Origin of the sequence: Edaphosphingomonas haloaromaticamans (genome assembly GCF_001853345.1) — a bacterium.
Taxonomy (GTDB): Bacteria; Pseudomonadota; Alphaproteobacteria; order Sphingomonadales; family Sphingomonadaceae; genus Sphingomonas_E; species Sphingomonas_E fennica.
Genome location: NZ_MIPT01000001.1, coordinates 4,486,898 through 4,511,147, shown reverse-complemented (window position 1 = coordinate 4,511,147; position 24,250 = coordinate 4,486,898). Strand labels below are relative to the sequence as shown.

The window sequence follows — 24,250 nt, the reverse complement described above, 5'->3', positions numbered from 1 at the left end:
GATCTCCGTCGTCATGCCGAAGGGAATTCAGCATGACGACGGGATTTAGGCAATCGCGCGATCAGTTGCCGCTGCCGGAGTTGATCTTCACGCCGATATAGCGCGGCGTGCCGTTGCCGCGCTGGATGAACAGCAGGGCAGTGGAGCGGCCGGCCTTGCGCGCGGCATCCACGGCGGCGGCGGCATCGGCCACCGTCGTCACCGGGCGCTGGTTGATCGAAAGGATGATGTCGCCGCGCTGGATGCCTTCCTGGGCCGCATCGCTGTTCGGATCGACCTGCGCCACGACCACGCCGCGCGTGGTGGTGGGCACGCCGAGCTGGCGGGCGACCTCGGGCGTCAGGGCCTGCACGCCGAGGCCGATCGACTGGCGTGTCGACTGGGCGTTGGGCGCGGGCGTGGCCGAACCGTCGCCATCATCGTCATCGCCGGCGGCGGCGGCAAGCTGGTCCTCGGGCGGGCGTTCGCCCACCACCACCGTCAGGGTCATGCGCTTGCCGTCTCGGATCAGCTCGATCGGCATGCGGGTGCCGACGGGCGAATTGGCGACGATGTAGCTCAGCGTCTCGTCCGGCGTGACCTCGCGGTTGTTGACCTTCACGATCACGTCGCCCTGGCGGATGCCGGCGCGGGCGGCCGCCTCGCCCGGCTCGACCCGGCTCACGATCTCGCCGCGATCCTTGGGCAGGCCGAGGCCGGAGGCGATATCCTCGCTCATCGGCTGGATGCCGACGCCCAGATAGCCGCGCTTCACCCGGCCGCCGCCCTTGAGCTGCTCGATCACCGGCTTGGCCTGTTCCGCCGGGATGGCGAAGCCGATGCCGACATTGCCGCCGGTTGGCGAGAAGATGGCGGTGTTGATGCCGATCACATTGCCCGAAAGATCGAACATCGGGCCACCGGAATTGCCCTGGTTGATCGAGGCGTCGGTCTGGATGTAGCGATCATAGGCGCCGCCGCTGATCGAGCGGTGCAGCGCCGATACGATGCCCGCCGTCACCGTGCCGCCCAGGCCGAAGGGGTTGCCGATCGCGACCACCCAGTCGCCCACGCGCGTCCGGGTGGAATCGCCGAACTGGACGAAGGGCAGCGGCGTCTTCGATTCGATCTTGAGCAGGGCGAGATCGGAATAGGGATCCCGGCCGATCACCTTGGCCTTGTATTCGCTGCGGTCGGGAAGCGTGACGGTGATCGAATCCACCACCGAGCTGACGATGCCGCGCCCCTGGGCGCCGCCCGAGATCACATGGTTGTTGGTGACGACATAGCCGTCCGGCGACACGATGAAGCCCGAGCCGAGCGACGTCGCCTCGCGCGTGATCGGCTGGCCGTCGCCGCTGCCGCCGAAGCGGCCGAAAAGGTCGCCAAAGGGCGTGCCGGCGAACGGGTTCTGGTTCTGCACCTGCACCCGCTGGGTGGTGGAGATGTTGACCACCGCCGGCTGGAGCTTGGCGGCGAGATCGGCAAAGCTCAGCGGCGCGCCGGGGCGCGGCGCCGCGGCCTGGATCTGGCCCGGCGCGTTCTGCGCCACCTGTGCCCCCACCGGTTGCTGCAGCACCATCGTCGCAGAGGCCCCGCCGGCGAGCAGGGCGGCAGTGATGGCATAAGCGTATCGCACGATCGCAGACTCCTCAGATATTCCCCCCGCGCCGCCATCTGGTCGAACGGGCGGGGCGCGAGCCTATATTAGGTGGGAAGCGGCGCCTGAACGGCGATTGAATGAACGCCGCCTGCCCAACCCTGTCCTTATCTAGCGCCGCCCGCGGAACTCGCGAAGATATTCGTTGTCCGGCGAGAGTATTACGGACGAAGCTCCCGACGCCTCATTGCCGTCCGTCCCGAAGGTGATGCGATAGGACTGCATGGCCCGATAGAAATCGTAGAAGGCCGGGTCCTTGCCGAAGCTTTCGGCATAGACGCGCGAGGCATCGGCATCGGCCTCGCTGGTGATGAGCTGGGCCTGCTTGCGGCCTTCGGCCTCGATGGAGCGGGCTTCCTGCTGGCGCGCGGTGCGCATGCGCTGGAAGGCGCTTTCCAGCGGCGACCCGCTGGGCAGATCGGCGCGCTTGATGCGGACGTCCACGATCTCCGCGCCATATTGCCGGGCGACGCGGGCGAGCGCGTTCTGGATATTGTCCATCACCTGGCCGCGTTCGGGGCTGAGCAGCGCCGCGAAGGGCCGCTTGCCCAGCTCGTTGCGGAGCGCCGATCCCAGGATCGGGCGCAGCGCCTCGCCCACGCGCTTTTCGCTGCCGGCGGATACGAACATCCGCCGGGGATCGACGATGCGGTAGCGGGCGAAGGCGTCGACCTCGAGCCGGAGCTGGTCGGTCGAAAGCACCGCCTGGCGCTGCATGTCGAAATCGAGCACGCGCTTGTCGACCCAGATGATCTGCTCGACGAAGGGGATGCGGAACAGCAGGCCCGCGCCGGTGCGGCCGAAATCCTCATTGGCGTGATAGCGGTTGGCCACCTGCACCGGCTGGCCGAAGCGGACGATCAGCGCCTGCTTGGTTTCGGGCACCACCTTCACGCACATCAGCAGGGCGGCGAGCAGGATGGCGGCCAGCACCAGCCAGGCGGTGGGCGTGCGGCCGAAGCGATCGGCGGGGCTCATCGGCCGGCTCCCTGCGCGGTCGCGGGCGGCGTGGCGGCTTCCGGCCGGCGCAGCTGCTGCAGCGGCAGATAGGGCTGCACGCCGTTCGCCTCGATCACCGTCTTGTCGGTCTTGGCCAGAACCTTCTCCATCGTCTCATAATACATGCGCTTGCGCGTCACTTCGGGCGCCAGCTTATATTCGGCATAGACCTTGTCGAACGCCTGCGCCTCGCCCGATGCCTGGGCCGTCTTCTGCATCGCATAAGCGCGCGCCTGGTTGAGGAAGGACTGGGCGAGCTGCTGGGCGGCGGTGACTTCCTTGAAGGCGTCGTTCACGGCGGCCGGCGGATCGGCCTGCTTGATCGCCACGCCCTGCACGGCGACGCCGGCGCGATAGCTGTCCAGCAATTCCTGCATGCGGGCGGCGACGCGGGCCTCGATCTGGCTGCGCTGCGGGCCGATCGCGTCGTTCAGGGTGACGCGGGCCAGCTCCTCGCGCATCGCGCTTTCGGCGACCTCGCGGATCGTGTCGTCGGGATCGGCCAGCTCGAACAGGTAAAGTTCGGGATCGCGGATGTTCCAGCGCGCGGAATAAGCGAGGTCGACGATATTCTGGTCGCCCGTCAGCACCAGATTCTCGGAGCTTTCGCTGGTCGATCCGATGTCGACGGTGCGGATCTCGTCCACGTCGATCTTCTGGACGATCTCGAAGGGCGCGGGCAGCGAGAAGTTGAGGCCGGTGCCCATCGTGCGCGCATAGGCGCCGAAGAAGGTGACGACGCCGCGCTGCTGCGGGCCGATCGTGTGGATGCTGGTGATGGCGACCCAGATGGCGATGAAGCCCAGCAGGCCCCAGAACCAGAGTGGCCGGCCGCCGAACTGGGGCATGCCGCCCATGCCGCCGCCACCGCCCATCTTCTCCCGGCCGCGGCGCAGCAACTCGTCCAGCGCGCTCGGCCCCTGATTCTTGCCGCCGCCGCCGCCCGGGGGGCGCTTGCGCGGAGGCTGGCTCCACGGATTGCGCGGGCCGAGGCCGCCGCCGTCCCCGCCGCCATTGCCGCCGGACCCGCCCGATCCGCCGCCGCCCCACGGGCCGCCCCCGCCGCTTTCGTTCAGGTGCGCGATGGAAGAAGCGGACGGGCCGGAAATCTGTTGCATGGGCGTCATTATAAGTAGCGGTTCGCGGAAAAACAGTGCCATCCGCCGTTTGCGTGGCCTATGGCGCCAATCATGAGCGATTCCGATCCTTTCGCCGCCGCCCTCGATGCCATTGCCGATCCCGTTTCGGGCCGCGGCCTGATCGCGAGCGGGCGGGCGGCCGCACCCCGCGTCAACGATGCCGATGCCACCGCCAGCGTGATCCTGGACGTGACCGGCCTTTCGGGCGACGACCGCGCCGGGCTGGAACGGGCGATCCGGGCGAAGCTGATCGGCCTCGGCGGGCTGCGCGACGTGCGCATTGCCATGACGGCGGAGAAGACGGCGCGGCGGCTGATCGTGGTGGGCAGCGGCAAGGGCGGCGTCGGCAAATCGACGCTGGCGGCCAATCTGGCGGTGGCGCTCAAGCGGCTGGGCGCGAAGGTGGGGCTGGTGGATGCGGATATCTACGGCCCGTCGCAGGCCCGGCTGCTCGCCACCGAGGGCCGCCGCCCCGAAGCCGAGGGCCAGCGGCTGCTGCCGATCGAATCTCCCTTCGGCCTGCCGATGCTGTCCATGGCCCATCTGGTGAAGCCGGGGCAGGCGATCGCCTGGCGCGGGCCGATGGCCGGCAACGCGCTGGGCCAGCTGATCGAGGCGGACTGGGGGGATGTGGACACGCTGATCCTCGATCTGCCGCCCGGCACCGGCGACGTGCAGCTCTCGCTGATCCAGAAACACAAGCCCGCGGGCGCGATCATCGTCTCCACCCCGCAGGATCTGGCGCTGATCGATGCCACCCGCGCGATCGACCTGTTCCGCCAGGCGACGGTGCCGATCATCGGGCTGGTGGAGAATATGGCCGGCTATGCCTGCCCCCATTGCGGCGAGGTGAGCGACCCCTTCGGCGCCGGGGGCGCGGAGGCGGCGGCCGGGGCGCTGGGCGTGCCCTTCCTCGGCCGCGTGCCGCTGGAGATCGCGATCCGCAAGGCATCCGACGCGGGCGATCCGCCGGCAGCCCATGGCGAGGCGATCGCCCAGCCTTTCCTCGATATCGCCGGCGCGCTGATGGGCTGGCTGAACGCGAAGGCCGCTCCTACGTTCTGAACGGGACGAACAGAGGAGAATGACCGTGCCGCTCACGTCCGACGAAGATATCGCAGCCCTGCTGTCCGAAGTGCGGACCATTGCGATGATCGGCGCGTCCGACCGGCCCGACCGGCCGAGCTACGGCGTCATGCGCTTCCTGCAGGATCATGGCTATCGCGTGATCCCGGTGAACCCGCAGATCACCGGCGAGCATGTCCATGGCGAATTCATCTGGCGGGAGCTGTCCCAGCTGGGCGATCCGATCGACATGGTCGATATCTTCCGCCGACCCGAAGCGGCGGGCGAGGCGGTGGACCAGGCGATCGCGGCCGGCGCGAAGGCGGTGTGGATGCAGCTGGGTGTCGTCAACGAAGCTGCCGCCGCCCGCGCCGAGGCGGCCGGCCTCAAGGTGGTTATGGACCGCTGCCCCGCGATCGAAATCCCGCGCCTGGGCCTGCCCCCCGTCGCCTGAAATGGAGGCGGCGGTGTCGGGCCCGCACAACGGCGCACCCCGCCATAAGGCAGTGCGCCGATGATCCAACGTTGCCGGATTCACCGATATGGATGGTGACCCCTACGGGAATCGAACCCGTGTTTCAGCCGTGAAAGGGCCGCGTCCTGACCGCTAGACGAAGGGGCCGTCAATCGGTGTCGCGCCGTTAAAGCAGCGATCGGGCGGGGTCAAGCATCCCGTGCAATATTATTTCCCGCCCTCGTCCGCTCAGCGATGCTCGTCCGCCCAGGCCGCATCCTCGAGGTGGAGCTCGGCCGCCGGGCGGCTGTTCCAGTCGTCCACCTTGGGCCGGCCAGCCAGCCACAGGCGGCGATCCGCGCCCGCGCCGAGCAGGGCCTGGCCGAGCGCGCTGTCCGCCTGGCGGAAGGCGATCGTCTTGATCGAGCGGCCGTCGTCGCCCTGGACGATGGCGCGGACATGGCCCTGGCCGACGATATCGGCCCTGACGATGCGGACCGGGCCAGCTGCCACGCGCGGCGACGGCCAGCCCGCGCCATAAGGGCCGCCGGCATCGAGCGCATCGACCAGCGCCGGGTTGATCCCGCCCGGCGCCAGCACCGCATCGAGCAGCAAGGCGCGGCCGTCCTGCGCGCGGGCCACGTCCGCCGCGAGCCTGTCGTCGAGGAAGTCGGCGAGCGCGTCGAGCCTTGCCTGCTCCACCGTCAGCCCGGCGGCCATGGCGTGGCCGCCACCGGCAACGAGCAGGCCCATATCCTTGGCCGCCAGCACCGCCGCGCCGAGATCGACGCCCGAGATCGACCGGCCGGAACCCTTGCCGATGCCGGCATCGTCCATCGCCACGACGATGGCGGGGCGGCCGAGCTTCTCCTTCAACCGGCCGGCGACGATGCCGATCACGCCGGGATGCCAGCCGGCGCCCGAAACCAGCGCCACCGCGCGGTTGCCCTGCGTGGCGGCGGCGACTTCCGCCGCCTCGGTGACGAGCATCTCGATGGCGCGCCGCTCGCCGTTCAAGCGGTCCAGCTCGGCGGCGATCGTGCGGGCCTCCTCCGGGTCCTCGGTGGTCAGCAGGCGGACGCCGAGGTCGGACTTGCCGACGCGGCCGCCGGCATTGATGCGCGGCCCCAGCGCGAAGCCGAGATCGGTGCAGGTCGGCGCGCGATCCAGCCGGGCGGCCTGGGAGAGGGCGGCCAGGCCGATATTGTGCCGCTGCGCCATCACCTTCAGGCCCTGGGCGACGAAGGCGCGGTTGAGCCCGCGCAGCGCCGCGACATCGGCCACCGTGCCCAGCGCCACGAGATCGAGCAGATCGATCAGCCGGGGTTCGGCGCGGGTGGCGAACCAGTTGCGCGCGCGCAGCGTGCGCAGCAGCGCGGCGCCCAGCAGGAAGGCGACGCCGACGGCGGCGAGGTGGCCGTGGGCGGCGGCGTCCGCCGCCTCGTCCAGCCGGTTGGGGTTCACCAGCGCCAGCGCCGGGGGCAGGGTGGCGGCGCATTTGTGATGATCGACGACGATCACGTCGACGCCGGTGGCGCGCGCCATTTCCAGCGCCTCGAACGCCTGGGCGCCGCAATCGACGGTGACGATCAGCCGCGCGCCGCCGGCCGCGATTCGCACCAGCGCCTCGCCCGACGGGCCATAGCCTTCCATCAGCCGGTCGGGGATATAGGCCTGCGGATCGAGCCCCAGCCCCCGCAGCAGCCGGATCAGCAGCGCCGCCGATGTCGCCCCGTCGACGTCATAGTCGCCGAAGATGGTCACCGGCTCGCCGCGCGCGACGGCGTCGGCCAGCCGCTCGGCCGCTTGGTCCATGTCGCGGAAGATCGAGGGGTCCGGCATGAAGCCGCGGATGGTGGGCGCGCGGTGCGCCTCCACCGCCTCGCGCGGGACGCCGCGCGCCATCAGCAGGCCTGCGACGAGGTCGTCCGGCCGGAAACCCGCGTCGCGGCCGTCGGTGCCCGATCCCCGCCAGCGCCAGGGCTGGCCGAGGATCGATCGGGAGATGTTGAGCACGGCAGTCATGCCCATGCCCTAGAGCATTTTCGCGCCCGCCGGAATCGGCTGGCGGCGGAATCGGGAAATGGCGGGAGGCGGCGCGCTCAGCCGCCCTTGTGATGTTCGCCCTTCACCCAGCGCACGGTGCCGGAGCTGGCGCGCATCACCACGCTTTCCGTGGTCATCACGCCGTTCTTGCGGCGCTTCACGCCTTCCAGCAGCGATCCGTCGGTCACGCCGGTCGCGGCGAAGATGGCGTCGCCCTTCACCAGATCCTCGAGATGATAGATGCGATCGAGATCGGTGACGCCCCATTTGTGGGCGCGGGCACGCTCCTCCTCGTTGCGGAAGAGCAGTCGGCCCTGGAACTGGCCGCCCACGCAGCGCAGCGCGGCCGCCGCCAGCACGCCTTCCGGCGCGCCGCCCGATCCCAGATAGATGTCGATGGTGGTGTCGGGATCGGTGACGGCGATCACGCCGGCCACGTCGCCGTCGGGGATCAGCACGATGCCGCAGCCGATCTGGCGCAGCTCCGCGATCAGCTTTTCGTGGCGCGGGCGATCGAGGACGCAGGCGATGATCTCGTTCGGCTGCACGCCCTTGGCGGCGGCCAGCGCGGTGATGTTCTCGGTCGGCGTGCGATCGAGGCCGACGAGGCCGGCCGGATAGCCGGGGCCGATCGCGATCTTGTCCATATAGACGTCGGGCGCGTTCAGCAGGCCGCCTTCCTCGGCGATGGCCAGCACGGCGAGCGCGTTGGGGCCGGCCTTGGCGGTGATGGTGGTGCCTTCCAGCGGATCGAGCGCGATATCGATCTTCGGGCCGGTGCCGACGGCGGCGCCCACCTTCTCGCCGATATAGAGCATCGGCGCCTCGTCGCGCTCGCCCTCGCCGATCACGACGGTGCCGTCGAACTCCAGGCCGTTGAAGGCCTTGCGCATGGCTTCGACCGCGGCGGCGTCGGCGGCTTTCTCATCCCCCCGGCCGATCAGCCGCGAGGCGGCGATCGCGGCCGCCTCGGTGACGCGCACCATTTCCAGAACCAGCACGCGATCGAGCGCCTTGCTTGCCTTCACCATCGTTCCCACGCCTTTCCGTTAATCACCGGCCCGATAGGCAAGGCGTGCGACAAAGTCGAGAATCGATCGCATGCAAGATTCATGGAACCACGGCGGGCCGTGTGCTTTGATCGGTTATATGGTCTTTTACCTTCGGTTAACCAATCTGAACTAGCTCTGTCGGCGATAAGCCGATGCGGAGACCATGATGAGCCTCGCGGCCAAGCTACGTCAGACCTTTGACGAGGACGAAGAGCGCCGCTCGACCCGCACGCGGTTGCTGCTGGACGGCGGCGTGCGCCACGGGACCGAGGATTTCGCCGACATCACCGTGCACGATCTGTCGGTCGACGGCTTCCGCGCCGAATCGGCGATGGAATTGTCGCCGGGCATGACGGTGGAGATCGACCTGCCGGGCATCGGCGTGCGCGAGGCGGACGTGATGTGGGCGGGCTACCCCTATGCCGGCTGTGCCTTCGTCCAGCCGCTGCTGCGCGAACAGGTGCGCGCGGCGCTGGCGGAAAGCCCGGTCGTGTGGGGCGAATTCGGCGGATCGGAGGACATGACCTCCGCAGTGTCGCGCGGCGCGGCCATCCAGATCGCCGCCGCCGTCGCGGAGGCCGTGACGCCGCCGGCGACTGCCGGCGAGACCGAACGTCCGCTGCCCTTCGGCACGCGGCTGCGTTCCATCCTCGTCATCAACGGCCTGCTGTGGGCCGGGATCGTCGCGGTCGCCTGGATGCTGTTCGGCTGACGGCGGGGGAAGGGGCAGGCCCCTTCCCGAATCCTCGGATGTCGAGCCGGAATCCTCAGATATCGAGGATGTGCATCAGCATCGGCTGGCTCAGGATGCTGGCCGACCCTTTCAGCCGGTCGAGCGCGTCGGCGACGGCGCTTTCCGGGCAGTCGTGCGTCACCATCACCAGAAGCACGCCGCCATCGGCCGCCGCCCCGCGCTGGATCAGGCTTTCGATCGAGACGCCGGCATCGCGCATCGCGGCGGTGATCTCCGCCAGCACGCCGGGCCGGTCGGCCACGGTGAAGCGCAGATAGGCACGGCCGTTGCGCTCGCCGGGAATCGCGGGCGGCAGGTGGGCGAGGCTCGCGACCGGCATGGCGAAGGCGGGGCCATATTCGCCGCGCGCGATATCGATGAGATCGGCCACCACCGCCGATGCGGTCGGACCCTCGCCGGCGCCGCGGCCTTCGAAGAACAGGCGGCCGACGAAATTGCCCTCGGCCACCACCGCGTTCAGCGATCCGACGACATGGGCGAGCGGGTGGCTGATCGGCACCAGGCAGGCATGGACGCGCTGGAACAGGCCGCCCCCGCCGGCTTCGGCCAGCCCGACCAGGCGGACGCGGAAGCCCAGCGCCTGCGCCTCGGCGATGTCGGCGGCGATCACGTGGCGGATGCCCGATATGGCGACGGAATCGAAATCCAGCGTCGTGCCGAAGGCCAGGCTGGCGAGGATCGAAAGCTTGTGCGCGGCATCGACCCCGTCGATGTCGAAGCTGGGATCGGCCTCGGCATAGCCCAGCGCCTGCGCCTCGGCGAGGACGTCGGCGAAGTCGAGGCCCTCCTGCTCCATCTTGGTCAGGATATAATTGCAGGTACCGTTGAGGATGCCGTAGACATGGCCGATCTCGTTGGCGGCCGCGCCCTCGCGCAGGCCCTTGATCACCGGGATGCCGCCGGCCACCGCTGCTTCATATTTCAGCGCGGCATCGGCCTTCTCCGCCGCTTCGGCCAGCTCAACGCCATGATGCGCGATCATCGCCTTGTTGGCGGTGACGAAGGCCTTGCCCGCCGCCAGCGTGGCGCGCGCCAGCGTCAGCGCCGGGCCATCCGCGCCGCCGATCAGCTCGACCACCACGTCGACATCGTCGCGCGTCGCGAGCGTCGCGGCATCGTCCACCCAGGCAAAGCCGGAAAGGTCCACGCCGCGATCCCGCGTGCGATCGCGCGCGGAAATGGCGGTGATCGCGATCGGGCGGCCGGCGCGGCGCTCGATCAGCGCGCGATTGGCCTCCAGCAGCTTGACCACCCCGCCACCGACCGTGCCGAGCCCCGCGAGCGCGATTCGCAGCGGTTGCGTCATGAACAGATTCTCCAGCCTCTAACCACGCCGCCTCCTAGAGCAGATGCGCGAGGGGTGGGAACCAGTTTTTCCAGCAGGATGGAAAGCGATTGCATTTCGTGCAACCGTAGGCGCTTTCTTCGCACTTGCAGCATGTGCACTGCAACATAAATTCGAACGGGAAATCGGGGTAGGACGGGAAAGCCGGATCGATACCCCTCACAGGAGATCGTTCGATGCGTTTCATCAAGACCGTCGCGGCGCTGGCCGCCGTCGCCGCCCCCGCCCTTGCCGTGCAGCCGGCCTTCGCCCAGAGCGAATGGACCGAAAGCCGCTTCCAGCGCGATGGCGACGAATATGTCGTCAAGACCAGCCAGGTCGGCGAAACCACGCGCCTCAAGGGCTATGTGGTCGGCAAGATGGTGAATTTCGACCTCAACGTGCGCGGCGATCGCGTGCGCGGCAAGGTGAACAACACCAATGTCGAGTTCCGCCGCAAGGACGCTGCCGAGCTCGCTTCCAACTGATCGCCCGCCGATCGCTTCGGCGGATCGGCTGATCGCTCAAGCGGCCCCGCCCTCACCGGCGGGGCCGTTTCAGTTGCAGAACATCGCATTTTCCGTGCTTTTCGCATTGGCCGATGGAGCCGCCGCGCTTGGCCTTCGTTCATTGTTCGTCCCTTTCCGGGACGAGGAAGGAACGGACATGGCGAACCAGAAGCAGGACGGCCAGGGCCAGCGCAATCAGCAACGCGAACAGCAGCGCCAGGCCGAACGCCAGCAGCAACAGCAGCAGCGCGGCCAGCAACAGCAGGGCGATCGCGGCGGCAAGCAGGATCGCGAAGGCGGCGATCGGCAGCGCTGACCGCGGCTCTCCCCCGAAACCGTCAAAATCGAAACCGTCAAAGCGGGCCGCCTTCGGGCGGCCCTTTTTTGTCCCGCACGGGGACGGGATTATCCCCTCCCGCCTGACGCCGGATGCTGGCAATGACGGAGCAGGGAGCGAGTGTCCATGCGTGGCGTAGCGGATGAGGAGGAAGCGCGGCGGGCGCTTCGGGTTGCACGAGCGATGATGGCGGACGCGCTGGAGCGGCTGGATGTCTATTCCCGCTCGCCGGCCGCCGCGACGCTCGATCTCGCCATCCATCATCTCGATCGGGAGCTTGGCGGGCCGGTGCCGGCCGCGGCCGGCGGCTGATGCGACCGGAAGATGGGTGCCGGGGCATCGCGGCCCTTGCTTGCGCCCGCTCGGATCGTCCAAAGGCTGATATGTGACGATCAGGATCGAGATGGGAAATGATGCCGCCGGCCGGCCGGTGGCGATGGATGTCGAGGAGCTTCTCGCCACCCGGTTGCTCGTGCAGGGCAATTCCGGGTCCGGCAAGTCGCACCTGCTGCGCCGGATGCTGGAGGAGAGCGCCGGCGTCGTCCAGCAGGTGGTGATCGATCCCGAGGGCGATTTCGTCACGCTTTCCGGCCCTTATGGCCATCTGCCGATCGAGGCGGGCGATTATAGCGAGGGCGAGATCGCCCGGATCGCCGCGCGCGTGCGCGAGCATCGCGTGTCGGTGGTGCTGAGCCTGGAGGGGCTGGAGCTGGAAGCCCAGATGCGCTGCGCCGCCACCTTCCTTTCCGCCCTGTTCGATGCGCCGCGCGATCACTGGTATCCCGCGCTGGTGGTGGTGGACGAGGCGCAGCTCTTCGCGCCCGCCGTGGCCGGCGAGGTTTCGGACGAGGCGCGCCGCGCGTCGCTGGGCGCGATGACCAACCTGATGTGCCGCGGCCGCAAGCGCGGCCTCGCCGGCGTGATCGCCACCCAGCGCCTGGCCAAGCTTGCCAAGAATGTCGCGGCCGAAGCCTCCAACTTCCTGATGGGGCGCACCTTCCTCGATATCGACATGGCGCGCGCCGCCGATCTGCTGGGCATGGAGCGGCGGCAGGCGGAAACCATCCGCGATCTGGCGCGCGGCCAGTTCCTGGCGCTCGGCCCGGCGGTCTCGCGCCGGCCGGTCGCGGTGAACATCGGCCCGGTCAAGACGTCCGCGCGCAGCGGCAGCCCCAAATTGGTGCCGCTGCCCACCGCGCCGGCCGAGGATGTCGAAAATCTCATCCTCGCGCGGGACGAGGCGCCTCCGCCGCCCCCGCCGCCGCCCGCGCGGCCGGCGGTCTCCTCGGAGGACCTGATCCGCGCCATCGCCCGGCCGCAGCTTGCCCCGGCCGTGGATGCGCCCGCCGGGCCGGCGATGGCAGAGGACGAGCGTGCCGATATCGTCGCGGCAGTGCTGGCCGATGTCGCCGCCGATCCCGAGGCCGCCTTCCGGCCGGTGGCGGTGCTGTTCCAGGATTTCCAGCTCCGCTGCCGGATGCGGCGGCTCACGGATTCCGGCGTCGATCTCGTTGCCTTCCGCCGGCGCATGGCGATGGCGCGCGCCGGCATCTTCGACGAGCGGGAGGAAGGCTGGGCCGAGGCGCTGGCGCTCGCCGCCGAGCTGCCGGAAGATATGCTGGGCGCCTTCCTGCTGATCGCGCGGGCGGCGCGCGAGGGCCGCGAGGCGCCGGGCGAGGCGGAGCTGGCCGAGGTCTATGGCACCCGGTCGCCGGGCCGGGTCCGCCGCCTGATCGCCTATATGGAGGCGCGCGACCTGATCGTCGTGCGCACCGATCTCGGCGGCAAGCGATCGATCGCCATCCCCCGGCTGGGCTGGACGACGGCGGCCACGGCGGCCGAGGCGGAAGCGCCGCCGCGCCCGCCGCGCCCGACGGAAGGCGCCACGCTCTTCTAGGCGGGCGCCGGCGCGGGTCTATTTCTCCCCCGTCTCCGCCGGGGCGGCCGGCTTCACCACGCGGTAGAGCACACCCCGCTCGCGCCCATGCCAGATCGGGATCAGATCCGGCTCGTGGGGCCAGCGTTCGCGCGGCATGTCGATCAGCCAGAAATAGTCGAAGGCGGCGCGGGGGAAGTTGGCGAGCGTATCCTCCCAGGTCGGCTCGCCCCGGCCGTGACATTCCGGCGGGCGGAGCAGTTGGGAGGGATCGCGCGCGAAGCGGCCGGCGGCGGCATATTTCACCGTCAGCAATTGCGCGCCCGCCATCGTCCATTGCCCGTTGGCAAACGCATCGCGGCGCAGGATCGCCTGGCTGCCGAGATGGTCCATGCGCGACGTGATCCATTGCGTGCGGCATTTGAGGTTGACCATCACCATCACCGCCGAACCGGGGCGGATATGGTCGATCGCGCCCAGCTGGTCGTCATAGGCGCGGGAGAATTGGTAGAAGCTGACGGTGGAGGCGCCGATGCGCGCCACGCAGAACAAGGCGGCGGCCACCGCGATGCCGCGCACGAAACCGCGCCCGGCCCCCGGCTTCGGCGCCAGCGCGATCACGCCGATGGCCAGCGCATAAGGCACCAGCCGCATGTCGGCATAGGCCGATCCCAACAGGATGCGCGGCAGCATGACGAAGGCGATCGCCAGGATCAGGAAGGCCAGCCCCAGCATCTTTTCGAAGCGCAGCTTCACCCGGAACAGGCCGGCCAGCAGCAGCAGGCCGATCAGCGCGATGCTGGCGGTATCGAACAGCTCCCACCGTTCGCGCAGCGCCCACCACAGCCAATAGCCCTTCATCTCCCAGTTGAACCAGTCGGCCGTCTGCCCGGCGACATTGCCGCTGCGCCAGGCCAGCATCAGCGCGGCCGGCGGCCAGAGCGGCCAGGTGGAAAGGCCCGCCCGCCAGATCGCGTGCAGGCGGGTGCCGCCATGGCCGCGATCGCGCACCAGCTCGGCGGCGAAGGCCAGCAGCCCCAGCACGCCCCAGCCGAAGCTGTGCACCAGCCAGATCGCCGCGCCCAGCGGCACGAACAGCGCGCCGCGCAACGCCCAGCGCTCCGCCCGCGCCAGCCGGAGCCACAGGCCGAAGGCGAGGAAGGCGAACGCCATCGCCAGCGTGTAGTTCAGGAAACCGAACTGGAAGGGATAGCCGAAGGCGAGCGGCAGGGCGAAGGCAGCGGTGGGCGGGATGCGGCCATGCGCCTCGCGCGCGATCCACAGCAGGCCGGCGGCGGTGATCGGCGGCACCGAGAGCGCGATCAGCTTCACCGCGAGCTGGAGGCCGAAGACCTTGGATAGCGGGATCACCAGCAGGTCGACGCCGAGATTGCCGAGCAGCGCCCATTCGAAGCCGAAATAGCGCGACAGATAGGGCGAGCTGTCGATCGTCAGCTGCACATGGTAGCGCGCCAGATGGCCGAGCAGGTCGGTCAGCGGCGGCAGCGGCGGATAGACGAGCGGGATCGCGCAGAGGATCACCAGGGCCGCGGCATAGCGCCAGTCGGCCCACCAGGGGGCAGCGTCGGTCGGGGGCGGATTCATGCGCGCGGCTTATTCTCCGCCGCGCGGGCGGCCGCAAGCGGGGATTTCATCGCGCTCGGCGCCTTGTGCCGCTTCAAATCGCCGGCGCGAGGCAGTACAGGCCCGCCGATGATTCTGATCCGCCGTTTCGCGATCGCGCTGGCCGCGATCCTCATCCTCGCGATCGCAGGCTGGTTCCGCATCCGCGGCACGCTGGCCGAACCGCTGTGGCTGGATGAGGCCTATAGCGCCTATGCCGCCGCCAAGGGCTTCGATTTCCTCTGGAATATCGTTCCGCTCTACGAAACCCATCCGCCCTTTTATTATTCGCTGCTCCGGCTCTGGACCTTGGGCTTCGGCGATTCGCTCGCCGCGCTCCGCGCGCTCGGCATCGCCTGCGGGCTGCTGACCGTGCCGGTGACGGTGCTGGCGGCGCGGGAAGCGGCGCGGCTCGTCCGCCTGCCGGCGATGCCGGTCATGCTGGCGGCGGGGCTGGTGGCGGCGCTTTCGCCGGCGCTGGTCGAAATGGCGCGCGAGGTGCGCCCCTATCCGGTGCTGATCCTCGTCTATGCCGCCGCGCTCCTCGCGCTGATCCGCGCCGCGCGCGGGGTGGAGGCGGCGGGGCGCATCCCGCGCCGGCCCTTCGCCGCTTATTGCGCCTGCCTGCTGCTGGTGCTCTGGCTCCACAATCTCGGCCCGCTTTATGCCGCCGCGCTCGGGCTCGCCTCGCTGCTGCTGATCGCCCGGCCGGGGCTTTCGCGGCGGGACTGGGCGTTGCTGATCGGCGGGCAGGCGCTGGCCGGGCTGCTCTATCTGCCGGGCCTCCTCATCCTGATCGATCAGGCGCCGACCTGGGTGAAATCCACCTGGCTGCATTTCTCCACGGTCAATCTCGTGCCGCGCCTGGCGGAAATCTATGTCGCGCAGGGCACGAAGGGGATCGTCGGCGGCTGCCTGCTCCTGCTCGGCGCGATCGTCCTGCTGGCTTTGCGCAGGGGCGGCTGGCGGCTGGCGGCGGCGCTGCTGGTCGCGGCGCTGCTGCCGGTCGCGGCTTCCATCGCCCTGTCGCTGCTGGTGGCGCCGGTGTTCATCGTGCGGACGATGACGGCGGCGGCGGTGCCCAGCCTGATCCTGATCGCCATCGGCATGGGCGGCGTATTCGGGCTTCCCGGCTGGCCGCGCCGCATCGCCATGGTCGCCGCCGGGGTTTGCCTGATCCTGCTGGCGGGCCGGATGGCGGTGATCGACGTCCGCCGTCGCGCCAGCCCGCCGATGCAGGACTGGTATGCCGCCGTCCGCTGGCTGGAGCAGCGCTACCGCCCCGGCGACATGGTATGGGCCTATCCCAACGAAGGCGCGCTGCCGTTCGATTATGCGGTCCGCGATCTCGGCCTCAGGATCGCCACCCGGCCGATCCCGACGCCGATACCGACGCTGGATGGCGGGCCGGGCGCCTGGAATCCCACCGGCAGCCGGGGCGTCTTCTCGCTGCCGGCGGATCGGCTGGCGGCGATCGCCGATGCGCCGGATGCCCGCGCGGTGCCGACCATCTGGCTGCTGCGGCTGGGCGCCAACGCCTACGACAAGGGCGATCATCTGCTCGACGCCCTGGATCGCACCCGCGTGCGGGTGGGTGATTGCGAAAGCTATCCGATCGACATCATCGGGCTCGCCCGGCCCGACGTCGCCGGCCCGCCGCAGATCTTCCCCGAGGATCGCGTGCCCTGCGAGCCCGATGACAAGCCGCCCGTCCGCCACAAAATGAAATCGCCGCCCCCGCGTGACGGGGACGGCGATCGTTTCTCGACGAAGAAGAAGCGGGCCGCGCTCAGCGGCCGTCGCGGCGGCCCAGCAGGCGCAGGCGCAGCGCGTTGAGCTTGATGAAGCCGGCGGCGTCGCGCTGGTCGTAGGCGCCGGCGTCGTCCTCGAACGTCACCACCTTCTCGCTGTAGAGCGTGTAGGGGGACTTCCGCCCGATCACATGCACGCCGCCCTTGTAGAGCTTGAGGCGGACGGTGCCCGTCACCTTCTCCTGGCTGTGGTCGATCGCGGCCTGCAGCATCTCGCGCTCGGGCGAGAACCAGAAGCCGTTGTAGATCAGCTCCGCATAGCGCGGCGCCAGTTCGTCCTTCAGGTGCGCCGCGCCGCGATCCAGCGTGATCTGCTCGATCCCGCGATGGGCGAGGTGCAGGATGGTGCCGCCCGGCGTCTCATACATGCCGCGCGACTTCATGCCGACGAAGCGGTTTTCGACCAGGTCGAGCCGGCCGATGCCATGGGTGCGGCCGAGATCGTTGAGCTTCGCCAGCAGGGTGGCCGGGCTCAGCCCCTCGCCGTTGATCGCCACCGCGTCGCCGCGCTCGAAATCGATCGTGATGATCTCCGGCTGGTCGGGCGCGTCCTCGGGATTGACGGTGCGCGAATAGACATAATCGGGCACCTCCTCCCACGGATCCTCCAGCACCTTGCCCTCGGACGAGGTGTGGAGGAGGTTGGCGTCGGTGGAGAAGGGGCTTTCGCCGCGCTTGTCCTTGGGCACCGGAATCTGGTGCTTCTCGGCAAATTCGATCAGCGCGGTGCGGCTGGTCAGGTCCCACTCGCGCCACGGCGCGATCACCTTGATGTCGGGCGACAGCGCGTAATAGCCCAGCTCGAAGCGCACCTGATCGTTGCCCTTGCCGGTGGCGCCGTGGGACACCGCGTCGGCGCCGACCTGCTTCGCGATCTCGATCTGGCGCTTGGCGATCAGCGGCCGGGCGATCGAGGTGCCGAGCAGGTAGAGCCCTTCATAGAGCGCATTGGCGCGCATCATCGGATAGACATAGTCCTTCACGAACTCCTCGCGGAGATCGTGGATGAAGATATGCTCTTCCTTGATGCCCATCAGCCGGGCCTTGGCGCGGGCGGGTTCCAGTTCCTCGCCCTGGCCGAGATCGGCGGTGAAGGTCACGACCTCGCAGCCGTAGGTCTGCTGCAGCCATTTCAGGATGACGCTCGTGTCGAGCCCCCCCGAATAGGCCAGCACCACGCGCTTCACATCGTTCGTCATCTTGATCTCCGAAAGGGGGCCGGATTCCCGGTGCGGGCGCGCTCTGCCACAGCGCTTGGCCACGGTTCAAGCGCGATACAGGCAGGCGGGCCAAAGATGTCAGCGTTGAAACTTGCTTTCAGCGTCGAACACGGGCCGCAACATCCCCCTGCGAATCAGGGAGGGTGCAGAACGAGAATCGCACGTTCGATCGACAGGATGAAAGGAACAAGTCCATGAAGAAGTTCGTCATCGGCGCTTCGCTGGCCGCCCTGGTCGCCGTGCCGGCCCTGGCCTTCCAGGATGCGCCGCGCGCGCCCAAGGCCCCGCAGACGCGGGCCGAGGTGCAGGCGCAGGTCGCCGAGCATTTCGCCCGCATGGATCTCAACAAGGACGGCTTCGTTACCCAGGAGGAGATCAAGGCCGGCCGCGAGGCGCGGGCGAAGGCGCGGGCCGACCAGCGCTTCGCGGCGCTGGATAGCGACAAGAACGGCCAGATCAGCCGTGCCGAGTGGGATGCCGGCCGCGAACATGCGAAGGAACGCTTCGCCGAACGGCGCGGCGGCGATCACGGCCCCGGCAAGGGCCGGGGCATGCGCGGCCATCACCGCATGGGCGGACATGGCTGGGGCGGCCAGGGTGCCGGCGGCTGGGGCGACCGGATGTTCGCCATGGCCGATGCCAACAAGGACGGGAAGGTCTCGCTGGCCGAGGCGACCGCGGCGCGGCTCGCCTGGTTCGACCGGATCGACACCAACAAGGATGGCACCATCTCGCCCGAGGAACGCAAGGCCGCCTTCGATCAGATGCGCGCCCAGCGGGCCGATCGCAAGGCGCCGCCCGCCGGCAACTGACGATCGGCGCCGGCCTTCCGGCGCACGGCCTGCCTTGATGCCGTCGGCCTCCACGCGAGGGGCCGGCGGCATCGTCGTTTCCGGGAAGGGAACGGCGTCCGCCCGCCCGGTTTGCACGGCTGCCTATCGGCGCTATGCTGATTCAACTGCCGTCCTGTCCACGCAAGATGGGAATTGACGGCGCGAACAATGTCATCCTTCGAAGCGAGAGGCGGGTGATGGCGCATACCAACTGGACGACGCTGGCGGAAACGCGGGCGGGCGGGGTCGTCGCCCAGCTCCGCCAATATGAGCTGCCGACGCCGGTGGAGATGACGGTGCGCGAGACCCAGCCCGTCATCAGCATGATGATGCCGCCCTATCCGGTGGAACGGCTGGGTCGCTATGAAGGCGCGGGCGCGGACTATCACGGCCTCGGCAACATCGTCTTCACGCCGGCGGCGGCCGATTGCCAGTTCCGCGGGGACGGCGGCCGGCCGGTGAGCATCAGCTGCCTGTTCGATCCGGCCCTGTTCGACCGCGTCGTGCCGATCGGCGAGGGCTGGAGCCGCAGCCGGCTTGCCGCCACGCTCGACATCGGCGGCACGGCGGGCGGCGCGATCGATCGGCTGCTCCGGCGCATGGCCGAGGAACTGCGCGCGCCTGGCTTCGCCGCCGACATCATGGTGGAAGGGCTGGGCCTGGCCACGCTGGCGGAGCTTGCCCGTTTCCTGCGCGCCGGCAAGGTGCACGAGTCGCGCGAGAGCGGCCGGATGAGCGCGGGCCAGCTCCGCCGGCTGGAGGAATATGTCGATGCCTTTCCCCGCCAGCCGCCGACCATCGCCACCTTGGCGAGGTTGCTGGGCATCAGCCCGCGCCGCCTCACCACCTTGTTCCGCGATACCACGGGGCTCACCGTCCGCGCCTGGGTGGAGGGCCGGCGCATGGAGCAGGCCCGGCGGCTGCTGACCGAGGGCGATCTGCCGCTGAAGGCGATCGCCTATGATCTGGGCTTCGCCAATCAGGGCGTGTTCTCCACCGCCTTCCGCCGCATCGCCGGCATGACCCCCAGCGCCTATCGCGACGCCTATCGTTGACCGGGCGGCGCAACAGCCTGCCCGTATGCGGAAGACATAGCCGGCGCGCGCTTGTGCCGGCGGGCTTATGCTGCCGGCAAAAGCAAGGGAGGGTTGGATGAAGGCCGTGCGCGTCCACGGGCCGGGCGATGTCCGGCTGGATGAGGTCGAGGCGCCCGTGGCGGGCGAGCGCGACGTGGTGGTCCGGGTGGCGGCCGCGGGCATTTGCGGCAGCGACGTCACCTATGTCCGCACCGGCGGCGTCGCCGCGCCCGCGACCGAGCCGTTCGGGCTGGGGCATGAACTGGCCGGCACCGTCGAAACGGTGGGCGCGGCCGTCCAGGGCATCCGGCCGGGCGACCGGGTGATCGTCAACCCGATGGGGGATGGCAACGCCATCGGCGCCGGCGTGCCGGAAGGCGCCTTCGCCCCCCGGCTGCTGGTGCGCGACGCCACCCTGGGCGGCGCGATCCACCGCATCCCGGACGATCTCTCCTTCGATCGCGCCGCGCTAGCGGAGCCGCTCTCGGTCAGCCTCCACGCCGTCAACCGATCGGAAGCGAAACCGGGCGATCGCGTCGTGCTGTTCGGCGCGGGGCCGATCGGGCTCGGCATCCTCATCTTCCTGAAGCAGCGCGGCATCACCGATATCGCCGTGGTCGACACCACCGATCACCGGCTCGATCGCGCCCGCCGGCTCGGCGCCACCCTCACCGTCAACCCGGATCGGCAGGATCTGCGCGAGGCGCTCGGCGTCGCCTTCGGCATGGGCGAGCTGTTCGGCTGGCCGGTGGTGAATGCCACCCATTGGTTCGAGGTGACGGGATCGGCGGCGGTGGTCGATTCGATCGTCGCGCTCGCGCCTTTCCATGCCCGCATGGTGCTGGTGGCGGTCCACCACGATCCGGTGCCGGTCAATTTTCAGATGGCGCTGGGCAAGGAGATGACGATCGTCACCTCCATGGCCTATCCCGATGAATTCCCGGACGTGATCGCCGCGATCGAAGGCGGCGTCGATCTTTCGCCGATGATCAGCCACGTCCTGCCCTTCGCCGATTTCGAGGCCGCCTTCGCCACCGCGCAGGATCGCCATGTCTCGGCCAAGGTGCTGGTGACCTTCGATGACTGAGATTCGGGCGATGACGGGAATGCAGGCGAAGACCGGGATGGAGGAGGCGCCGGCGATCCGCATCGCCGATCTCGCCCGGCCCGTGCTCACCGATATGCAGGCGGCCGCGATCGCGGCGGCCCCGCCGGTCGCGATGGAGGTGGAGGCAGTGCTCGCCGCCGCGCGGGGCGCCACCGGGCTTGCCGATTTCGGCGCGCCCGATTTCCGCGNGCGGCTGGCCATATGGCTTGCCGCCTTCGATGCGGACAAGGGCCTCGGCCCGCTGGGCCGCGCCGGCCTGTTCGGCGATTGCGTGCGCTATGCCTCCACCCGGCTGCGCGTCGAGGATATCCATCGCCGCCATCCCGAGATCGCCGATGTCGCGATCGACCGGCCGATCATGATCGCCGGGCTGCCGCGATCGGGCACCACCCATCTCGTCAACATCCTCGCGGCCGATCCGCGCCTCAGGTCCATGCCGCTCTGGGAAACGATGGAGCCGATCCCGGCCGATGACGCGCCGGCCGTGCCGGGGGAGGACCCGCGCTTCACCCGCACGCGGGCGATGTGGGGCCAGTTCGAGGCGATCGTGCCGCTGATGCCGGCGATGCACGAAATGGCGCCCGATCATGTCCATGAGGATATCGAGCTGCAGGGCGCGGACTTCTCCTCCTACCTGCCCGAATGGCTGAGCCGGCCTTATGCCTGGCGGGATTATTATGCGGCGCACGATCAGACGCCGCATTATGCCTATGGCCGGCGCGTGCTGCAGGCGATGACGTGGCTGCGCGGGCCCAACCGCTGGGTGATGAAGTCCCCGCCGCACATGGAGAATTTCGGGCCGCTGCTGGCGACCTATCCCGACGCGACCGTGATCGTCACCCATCGCGATCCGCTGGCGGTGATCCAGTCGGCCGTCACCATGCTGGCCTATGGCGATCGCATCCGCCGCACCCTGCCGATCGACCTCAAGGAACTGGCCGATTATTGGATCGACCGGATCGAGATGCTGCTGCGCGCCTGCGTTCGCGATCATGATCTGCTGCCGCCGGGCCGGTCGATGGACGTGCTGTTCCACGAATATATGGCCGATCAGAAAGCGGTGATCCGCCGCGCTTATGCGCTCGCCGATCTCGATCTCACGCCCGAGGCCGAAGCCGCGATCGATCGCTATCTCGCCGCCAACCGGCGCGGCAAGCATGGGCAGGTCGCCTATGACCTCGCCGGCGATTTCGGCGTCGATATCGGCGCTTTGCGCGAACGCTTCGCCTTTTATTACGATCGCTTCCCCGTCCGGCGGGAGCGGATGGCCGGGGAGGCCCAATGACCGATACGACCAGCGAAACCGCGCGCCAGCGCCTGCTTTCCGGCAAGGCGTGGGACGATTTCTGCGAAACCATCCGCCGCACCGGCCATATGGTCGATCGCTTCGGCGAGGATGCCGACGCGCTGGACCGGGCCGAATGGTATCGCTTCATGACACGGCTGATGCGCAACGGCTTCGAACGCTTCATGGAGAATTGCGAGCCCGATCGCCCCCGGCTGCGCGATGCGCCCTGGCGGCAGGGCATCAATTTCCAGTCGCCCGATCAGGATCACCTGCTCGCCGAGTTCGTCGACGGATCGGCCGATTACCGCATCACCGGCAATCGCGGCACCATCCCCTATTTCGTGATGGCGGCGTGGGAGGCGAAGCAGCCCGCCGACATCGGCGCCCGCGACTGGGCCGGGCGCGAGGTGGAGGGGCTGGCCGAATTCGATCCGGCGACGCTGCGCACCACCGGCTTCCTGCAAAGCGATGCGATCCGGTTCGACGCCAATGGCGATTTCGAGGTGATCGTCAGCCGGAACAAGCCGGCGGGCGACGTCGCCTGGCTGCCGATCACCGATCATTGCGTCGGCCTGCTAGTCCGCACCGTCTATCATGACCGCGGCGCCACGGTGCCGCCGGTGATGCGGATCGAGCGGCTCGACGGCGCCGATCCGCGCCCGATCCGCCCGGCGGAGATGAGCGACGGGCTCGCCAAGGCGGGCCAGCTCGTCCTTGCCTATGCGGAACTGGTGCGAAGCTGGTGGCAGGACAATCTCGCCAAGCGGCCCAACCGCATCCGCTTCAGCCGCGCCGTCTATCTCTCCAATGGCGGCGTGCCCGATCGCCATCACGGCTTCGGCACGTGGCAGAAGGCGCCCGGCGAGGCGATCGTCCTGCGCTTCACGCCAACGCCCTGCGATTACTGGATCTTCCAGCTCTGCAACATCTGGCAGGAAAATCTGGATAATTATGAGGACGGCCAGGGCTATGTGCAGAAATACACCGCCCGCTACGAATCCGACGGGTCGGTGCTGCTGGTGGTGGCCGATGAGGACCCCCGTATCGGCGGCAACTGGATCGATCCCTTCGGCCACGCCCATGGCGGCTGGAGCCTGCGCCTGATCAAGACGGAAGGCGATCCGCCGCCCGTCACCCTCTATCGCCTGCCGCTCGCCGCGCTGAAGCGGGACGGCCTCGCCGCGGTCGATGCGGCGGACGCGGTCGAGACCGGCGAGATCAGCGACTGAGCGCGAACAGGCCCAGTCCCGCGACCGCCGTGGGATCGAGCGCGATCCCGAACCGGTCGGCCAGCAGGCGCGACCAGCCTGCGGCGTCGCCGGCCTCGACCTGATCGACGATCCGCCCATTCGCCCGTTCAGTGAAGCTGCGGTCGGTGAGCGAGAGGAATCCCGTCTCCGTCACCCGGCTGGCGATATGCAGCCGGGTGAAGCGCGATGCTGGCGCGGTCGCCGTCCAATGGTTCGCCATCTCCAGATCGGCGGGCACCACCGGCGCCAGGGTGAAGCTGTATTGATCGGCCCAGCCATTGCCGTCGTGGCGTTCCAGCATCCAGGCGGATTCGCCGCCGATTGCGCGTGCCGATAGCCGGTGGCGGGCGCCATCGGGTGACGACGCCTCGGCACCATCGTTGAGCGGCATGGGCGGCGTGAAGGCGCCGCCGAAGCCCGCATCGGCGATCCACGGCCGGCCGCCCAGTTCCACGAGGTTAAAGCTGTGGGTGCGGGGCGGCGTCGTGTCCGTGGGGATCAGCCATACCCGCGCCAGCAATGGTCGCGCGGTAAAGCCTGCCGCCAGCAGCGCGCGCAGGAAAAGCTGGTTCTGCTCGAAGCAATATCCCCCGCGCCGCGCCGTCACCAGCTTGGCGAACACGCTATCCGGCGCCAGATCTATGCCGCGGCCCAGCATGATATCCAGATTCTCGAAGGGGATGGCCAGCCGGTGCGCCCGCTGCATCAGCGCCAGCCCCTCGGCATCGGCGGCGGGCAATGCCGCTAGGCCGATCCGCGCGCAATAAGCGGCGCTCTTCCCGTTATCCAAGGCTGCGATCATCGGCGGCACGTCTCCCTCGCGCGCCGATGTGCCCGCGCCGGGGCC

General features: G+C 69.1%; 22 protein-coding genes and 1 tRNA gene. 13 read left to right on the top strand and 10 right to left on the bottom strand.

Going from position 1 to position 24,250, the window contains the following annotated elements; translation table 11 throughout:
• Positions 1–61 precede the first annotated feature (61 nt).
• The 3 genes from BHE75_RS20965 to hflK form a co-directional block, all read right to left on the bottom strand.
• Positions 62–1,618, bottom strand: coding sequence for a Do family serine endopeptidase (locus BHE75_RS20965; RefSeq protein WP_015458673.1), 1,557 nt, complete (start codon positions 1,616–1,618; stop codon positions 62–64).
• A 132-nt stretch (positions 1,619–1,750) separates the two neighbouring features.
• Complete coding sequence (hflC, locus tag BHE75_RS20960; protein WP_015458672.1) at positions 1,751–2,617, bottom strand: protease modulator HflC; 867 nt, start codon at positions 2,615–2,617, stop codon at positions 1,751–1,753.
• Positions 2,614–3,756 carry an FtsH protease activity modulator HflK gene (gene hflK, locus BHE75_RS20955; RefSeq protein WP_191225236.1) on the bottom strand — a complete coding sequence of 381 codons (1,143 nt, stop codon included), beginning with the start codon at positions 3,754–3,756 and terminating at the stop codon, positions 2,614–2,616. Before hflK ends, hflC begins: the two co-directional genes overlap by 4 nt.
• A 72-nt stretch (positions 3,757–3,828) precedes the next feature.
• Between hflK and BHE75_RS20950 the strand changes: the two genes are divergently transcribed.
• Both BHE75_RS20950 and BHE75_RS20945 read left to right on the top strand, forming a co-directional pair.
• Positions 3,829–4,842 (top strand): Mrp/NBP35 family ATP-binding protein, encoded by a 1,014-nt coding sequence (locus BHE75_RS20950; protein ID WP_015458670.1) that lies wholly within the window; start codon positions 3,829–3,831, stop codon positions 4,840–4,842.
• 25 nt (positions 4,843–4,867) lie between these two features.
• Positions 4,868–5,296 carry a CoA-binding protein gene (locus tag BHE75_RS20945; protein WP_041865311.1) on the top strand — a complete coding sequence of 143 codons (429 nt, stop codon included), beginning with the start codon at positions 4,868–4,870 and terminating at the stop codon, positions 5,294–5,296.
• A gap of 93 nt (positions 5,297–5,389) precedes the next feature.
• On the opposite strand, the gene BHE75_RS20940 is transcribed toward BHE75_RS20945, so the two are convergent.
• The 3 genes from BHE75_RS20940 to glpX form a co-directional block, all read right to left on the bottom strand.
• Positions 5,390–5,464: transfer RNA gene (locus BHE75_RS20940), tRNA-Glu, on the bottom strand.
• Positions 5,465–5,545: 81 nt separating this feature from the next.
• The gene (gene recJ / locus BHE75_RS20935) at positions 5,546–7,321 is read right to left on the bottom strand and encodes a single-stranded-DNA-specific exonuclease RecJ (RefSeq protein ID WP_070936233.1); all 1,776 of its coding nucleotides are present in this window, start codon (positions 7,319–7,321) and stop codon (positions 5,546–5,548) included.
• A 77-nt stretch (positions 7,322–7,398) separates the two neighbouring features.
• Entirely contained in the window at positions 7,399–8,373 is a 975-nt protein-coding gene (glpX, locus tag BHE75_RS20930) for a class II fructose-bisphosphatase (protein WP_015458650.1), read from the bottom strand.
• A 187-nt stretch (positions 8,374–8,560) separates the two neighbouring features.
• Between glpX and BHE75_RS20925 the strand changes: the two genes are divergently transcribed.
• Positions 8,561–9,106 (top strand): pilus assembly protein PilZ, encoded by a 546-nt coding sequence (locus BHE75_RS20925; protein WP_070936231.1) that lies wholly within the window; start codon positions 8,561–8,563, stop codon positions 9,104–9,106.
• Between the two features lie 55 nt (positions 9,107–9,161).
• On the opposite strand, the gene BHE75_RS20920 is transcribed toward BHE75_RS20925, so the two are convergent.
• Positions 9,162–10,454 carry a homoserine dehydrogenase gene (locus tag BHE75_RS20920; RefSeq protein WP_015458648.1) on the bottom strand — a complete coding sequence of 431 codons (1,293 nt, stop codon included), beginning with the start codon at positions 10,452–10,454 and terminating at the stop codon, positions 9,162–9,164.
• Between the two features lie 215 nt (positions 10,455–10,669).
• Here BHE75_RS20920 and BHE75_RS20915 point away from each other — a divergent pair, with 215 nt between their 5' ends.
• From BHE75_RS20915 to BHE75_RS20905, 4 genes are all read left to right on the top strand, one after another.
• A complete protein-coding gene (locus tag BHE75_RS20915; RefSeq protein WP_070935235.1) occupies positions 10,670–10,960 on the top strand; it encodes a hypothetical protein in 291 nt (96 codons plus the stop codon).
• A gap of 178 nt (positions 10,961–11,138) precedes the next feature.
• Complete coding sequence (locus tag BHE75_RS24615; RefSeq protein ID WP_015458646.1) at positions 11,139–11,297, top strand: hypothetical protein; 159 nt, start codon at positions 11,139–11,141, stop codon at positions 11,295–11,297.
• A gap of 147 nt (positions 11,298–11,444) precedes the next feature.
• The gene (locus tag BHE75_RS24280) at positions 11,445–11,630 is read left to right on the top strand and encodes a hypothetical protein (protein ID WP_139181803.1); all 186 of its coding nucleotides are present in this window, start codon (positions 11,445–11,447) and stop codon (positions 11,628–11,630) included.
• Positions 11,631–11,703: 73 nt separating this feature from the next.
• Entirely contained in the window at positions 11,704–13,215 is a 1,512-nt protein-coding gene (locus BHE75_RS20905; protein WP_070935231.1) for an ATP-binding protein, read from the top strand.
• Positions 13,216–13,233: 18 nt separating this feature from the next.
• Here BHE75_RS20905 and BHE75_RS20900 read toward each other — a convergent pair whose 3' ends face one another.
• Positions 13,234–14,799 carry a hypothetical protein gene (locus BHE75_RS20900; RefSeq protein ID WP_015458644.1) on the bottom strand — a complete coding sequence of 522 codons (1,566 nt, stop codon included), beginning with the start codon at positions 14,797–14,799 and terminating at the stop codon, positions 13,234–13,236.
• A gap of 108 nt (positions 14,800–14,907) precedes the next feature.
• Between BHE75_RS20900 and BHE75_RS20895 the strand changes: the two genes are divergently transcribed.
• Complete coding sequence (locus tag BHE75_RS20895) at positions 14,908–16,653, top strand: hypothetical protein (RefSeq protein ID WP_070935228.1); 1,746 nt, start codon at positions 14,908–14,910, stop codon at positions 16,651–16,653.
• Here the strand turns inward: BHE75_RS20895 and BHE75_RS20890 are convergent.
• On the bottom strand, positions 16,607–17,827 hold the full coding sequence (locus BHE75_RS20890; protein ID WP_070935226.1) for an argininosuccinate synthase: 1,221 nt from the start codon (positions 17,825–17,827) through the stop codon (positions 16,607–16,609). The two genes, BHE75_RS20895 and BHE75_RS20890, sit on opposite strands and share 47 nt — an antisense overlap.
• 215 nt (positions 17,828–18,042) lie before the next feature.
• Here BHE75_RS20890 and BHE75_RS20885 point away from each other — a divergent pair, with 215 nt between their 5' ends.
• The 5 genes from BHE75_RS20885 to BHE75_RS20865 all read left to right on the top strand — a co-directional run bounded on the left by BHE75_RS20885 (position 18,043) and on the right by BHE75_RS20865 (position 23,382).
• A complete protein-coding gene (locus BHE75_RS20885; protein WP_070936229.1) occupies positions 18,043–18,660 on the top strand; it encodes a DUF4148 domain-containing protein in 618 nt (205 codons plus the stop codon).
• A 218-nt stretch (positions 18,661–18,878) separates the two neighbouring features.
• Positions 18,879–19,736 (top strand): helix-turn-helix transcriptional regulator, encoded by an 858-nt coding sequence (locus tag BHE75_RS20880; protein WP_070936227.1) that lies wholly within the window; start codon positions 18,879–18,881, stop codon positions 19,734–19,736.
• Positions 19,737–19,833: 97 nt separating this feature from the next.
• Positions 19,834–20,844, top strand: a complete 1,011-nt coding sequence (locus BHE75_RS20875) for a zinc-dependent alcohol dehydrogenase (RefSeq protein WP_070935224.1) — start codon at positions 19,834–19,836, stop codon at positions 20,842–20,844.
• Entirely contained in the window at positions 20,837–22,150 is a 1,314-nt protein-coding gene (locus BHE75_RS20870; protein WP_438830602.1) for a sulfotransferase family protein, read from the top strand. Before BHE75_RS20875 ends, BHE75_RS20870 begins: the two co-directional genes overlap by 8 nt.
• Positions 22,147–23,382: a hypothetical protein gene (locus tag BHE75_RS20865; RefSeq protein ID WP_070935222.1), complete on the top strand. Its 1,236-nt coding sequence runs from the start codon at positions 22,147–22,149 to the stop codon at positions 23,380–23,382. Before BHE75_RS20870 ends, BHE75_RS20865 begins: the two co-directional genes overlap by 4 nt.
• Here the strand turns inward: BHE75_RS20865 and BHE75_RS20860 are convergent.
• A complete protein-coding gene (locus tag BHE75_RS20860) occupies positions 23,372–24,205 on the bottom strand; it encodes an arylamine N-acetyltransferase family protein (RefSeq protein WP_070936224.1) in 834 nt (277 codons plus the stop codon). The two genes, BHE75_RS20865 and BHE75_RS20860, sit on opposite strands and share 11 nt — an antisense overlap.
• Between the last annotated feature and the right edge of the window lie 45 nt (positions 24,206–24,250).